Raw genomic sequence first — 3,767 nt, forward strand, 5'->3', positions numbered from 1 at the left:
CGCGTGCCCCGCACCGCTGCCGTCCCGCGCCGGGCCCAGGGGGTCCACCACCGTCGTGCACCGCGCCCAGCCCGTCGCCTCCGCGGCTCCGGGGTGCGGGATCTCCAGGGGGCGGCGGGCCGCCGCGTCGAGGTCCAGGCCGTGTGCTGCGGTGAAGTCGTCGTCGTAGAGCGTGCCGAGGTAGCGGTGGGGGCCGTCCGGGAAGACGGTGGCGACGACGGCGCCGGGGTGGACGCGGGCGGCCCAGGCCGCGACGAGGGCGGCCGCGCCCGTGGACCAGCCGCCGCTGACGAACGCCTCGCGCGCCAGCCGCCGGCAGGCGTCCGCGGCCTCGGCGGGGCCGACCCAGTGGACCTCGTCGAAGGCGTCGTAGGCGACGTTGCGCGGGTGGATGCTGCTGCCGAGGCCGCGCATCAGGCGGGGCCGGGCCGGCTGGCCGAAGATCGTCGAGCCGGTCGCGTCGACGCCGACGACGCGCAGCCCGGGGAAGTGCCGGCGCAGGGGCCCGGCGATGCCGGCGCTGTGCCCGCCGGTGCCGACGCTGCACACGAGGATGTCCAGGTGGTCCAGGCCGGAGGCCAGTTCGGCGGCGAGGGAGGCGTAACCGGCGACGTTGTCGGGGTTGTTGTACTGGTCGGGCCAGTACGCGCCGGGGTGCGCGGCGAGGAGTTGCCGCAGCCGGGCGAGGCGCGCGGCCTGCCAGCCGCCCTCGGCGGCCGGGCGGTCGACGATGTCGAGCCGGGCGCCGTGGGCGCGCAGGAGGCGCCGCATGGACGGCTCCAGTTCGGCGTCGCCGACGAGGACGACGGGGTGGCCGAGGGCCTGGCCCGCGAAGGCGAGGCCGATGCCGAGGGTGCCGGAGGTGGATTCGACGACGGGCGCGCCGGGCAGGAGTTCGCCGCGTTCCTCGGCGCCCATGAGCATGGAGACGGCGGCGCGGGCCTTCATGCCGCCGGCGCCGAGCCCTTCGAGCTTGGCCCAGAACCCGGGGTGCGGGCCGGGCAGTCCGGCGTCGATGCGGGCGAGCGGGGTGCGGCCGAGGAGGGCGAGGAGCCCGCGGTTGGCGCGGGGCGCGGCCTGCAGCACGGGGCTCATCGCGGGCCTCCGGAGGAGTGGAGGGAGCCCGCGCCTCCGGAGGCGTCGAGGGAGCCGGCTCCGCCGGAAGCCTCGCGGGCGCCGGAGCCGCCTGAGCCGCCGGAGCCGTCGAGCGCACCGTGGCCGCCGGAAGCACGCAGGACGCCCGGCCCGCCGGGAGCGCGGCGGGGGCCCAGGCCCCCGGAGGCGTCGAGAGAGCCGGCGCCCCCGGAAGCATCCGGCGCGCCCGGCCCGCCGTAGCGGTGGAGGACGCCGGGGCCGCCGTCGAGCCAGAAGAACGGGTACGGCTCGGCGCACACCGCGCTCACTCCGGCGCCGATCAGCCGCGGCAGGATCGCGCTGCCGGTCTGCGCGAAGGCCACGAGCTGCTTGCCGTGGCGCCGGGCGTGCTCGCGCAGGGGCTCGAAGGTGCCGTTGCCGAGGGTCATCCCGGAGACGAGCAGGGCGTCGCAGTCTCCGAGTTCCGCGTGCGCCTCGGCGCGCACGGCTTCGCCCCACTCGGTGACACCGCCCTTGAGGTCGCAGGGCACGTAGGCCAGGCCGCGCTCGCGCAGCGCCTCCAGCAGGGAGTTGACGACGCCGACGACGAGGACGCGCTGCCCGGGGCGGGCGTCCAGCAGGCTGACGACGGCGCGGGCCCGGGCGCGGGACTTGCGCAGCGAGTCGCCTGCGGGCAGGGCCCAGGGCCGGGCGCCGTTGGCGGGGGTGTGCGGGGTGGTGTGCATCAGGTAGGCGTCGAGGGCGGCCACCCGTACGGCGTGCAGGGGGTGGTCGAGGAGCGTGGCGGCGTCGGTGCCGGCGCACTCCTCGACGGCGCCGGCGGGAAGGGCGCCGGGTTCAACGGCGCACGAGCCGACGGCGGCTCCGACGCGCAGGCTGAGCACCTCGTTGCGGTAGCCGCCGCGGCGGCCTTCGTGGCGTACGGCCTGGGTGGTGGTGAAGGCGGCACTGATGTGCAGGGTGCGGGGGTCGGGCCCGTACGCGCCTGCCAGGACGCGCCGTTCGAGGTCGGGGCAGGAGATGGCGGGGGCGGGGAGGGCTGCGAGGACGTTCACGGCGCCACCACCTTCGGGGCGAGGCCGGCGAGGAGGTCCTCGGCGCGGCGGCGTGCTCCGTGGCCGCCGGGGTCGGCGGCCATGACGTGCCCGAGGTAGTCGTTGTTGCTGCCGCTCGCCTTGACGGCGGTGCCGGGCTCGGCGAAGGAGGCTTCGAGCACGCCGGGGGCGCCGGCGACGCCGTCCGCCCCGTCGATGTGCTGCAGCGTGCCGGCGGTCTCCGGGACGAGGAAGGAGACGGCGGCGCTGCGTATGCCCGTCGTACGGGTGGTCAGGTCGGGTGCGCGCCCGAGGGCGACGTCCACGCAGGCGGCGGCGAGGTCGATGCCGGTGACGTGGCGGACGAGTTCGGTGATGCGGTTGCCCGCGGGGCGGGGGTTGACCTCGATGACGCGGGGCCCGTCGGCGGTGAGCTTGATCTCGGTGTGGGCGACGACGTCGTCGAGGCCGAGGGCGTCGAGGGCGCGCAGGGCGGTGGCGGCGGCCTCCTCGGCCCGCGCCCGGTCCAGGGCGGCGGGGAACATGTGGCCCGTCTCGACGAAGGCCGGGGCGCCGCCGACGCTCTTGTCGGTGATGCCGACGACGTGCGCCGTTCCGCCAAAGGAGACGGTCTCGACGCTGACTTCGGGCCCGTCGAGCAGTTCTTCGAGGAGGACGACGGGGGCGCGGAGCTGTCCGCGCGCGTTGACGGGGAAGTCCGCGAGGGCGCGGTGGGCGGCGGCCAGCCCGGCCTCGTCGTCGACCCTGCGCACGTACATGCCGGCGCACAGGTCGACGGGCTTGAGGACGAGGGGGTAGCCGAGGTCGCGGGCCGCTTCGGCGGTGGCGGTCCAGTCGGGGCAGACGGCGAAGCGCGGCCCGGGGAGGCCGGCGCGGTCGAGGGCGCGGCGGGTGGCGTCCTTGCGGCAGGCGTCGGTGACGGCGCGCACGGGCGGGCCGGGCAGGCCGAGGCGGGCGGCGATGCGGGCGGCGGTGGGGAGGTAGTAGTCGCAGGAGGTCAGGACGCCGTCGAAGCGCAGGGCGGCGTGCAGTTGCTCGACGTGCGGGAGCAGCGCGGCGGGGTCGTTGGTGTCGGCCCGGACGACGTTGCGGGCGGAGAGCAGGGGGTGGGCGGTGCCCTCGGGTGCGGAGCGCAGGTAGTGGTGGAGGTCGCGGGTGAGGAAGGTGAATTCGTGGCCGGCTTCGCGGATCGCCCGTGGCAGCAGTCTGCTCATCGATCCGACCCAGCTCTCGACCATCAGCAGGTGTCCCACAACTCTCCCTCTTGGTAGTGCAGTCGGCGGTCCCGGCCGGGGGTCCGGGGCGTGCCCGGGCATGCCGGGGGGAGCCCTCGGGGCGGCGCGGCCCGTCTTGACCCCGCACACGCTATCGATAATGGTTGTCATTGTCATCTGCTGCGTCGTCAGCCACCACCGGTCCCGCGCCGCCCTTGCGCGCCTCCACCCCCTGCGCGCCCCCGCACGCCCTCTGCCCCCTGCACACCCCGCCCCCGCCGATTGCGAGATCCATGCGCCGTCCCACCCGCCCGGCCGCCGTCCTGTGCGCCGTCGCCGCCACCGCGACAGCCCTGTCCCCTTCCTCTTCCTCCGCCTCGGCCGCCGCGCCGCCCGCCGCCGC

2 protein-coding genes and 1 pseudogene are annotated in these 3,767 nt (G+C 76.7%); all 3 read right to left on the minus strand.

The window, feature by feature from the left end; translation table 11 throughout:
* On the minus strand, positions 1–1,095 hold a 1,095-nt coding region (locus tag V7793_RS34950; RefSeq protein ID WP_336013716.1), incomplete at its 3' end, for a PLP-dependent cysteine synthase family protein.
* A 230-nt stretch (positions 1,096–1,325) separates the two neighbouring features.
* Positions 1,326–2,150, minus strand: a pseudogene (locus V7793_RS34955) (Rossmann-like domain-containing protein); the annotation flags it as partial.
* On the minus strand, positions 2,147–3,403 hold the full coding sequence (locus V7793_RS34960) for an ATP-grasp domain-containing protein (protein ID WP_336013717.1): 1,257 nt from the start codon (positions 3,401–3,403) through the stop codon (positions 2,147–2,149). The gene V7793_RS34960 and the pseudogene V7793_RS34955, both read right to left, overlap by 4 nt.
* Between the last annotated feature and the right edge of the window lie 364 nt (positions 3,404–3,767).

The sequence above is a fragment of the Streptomyces sp. KLMMK genome (genome assembly GCF_036961605.1).
GTDB lineage: Bacteria > Actinomycetota > Actinomycetes > Streptomycetales > Streptomycetaceae > Streptomyces > Streptomyces telluris.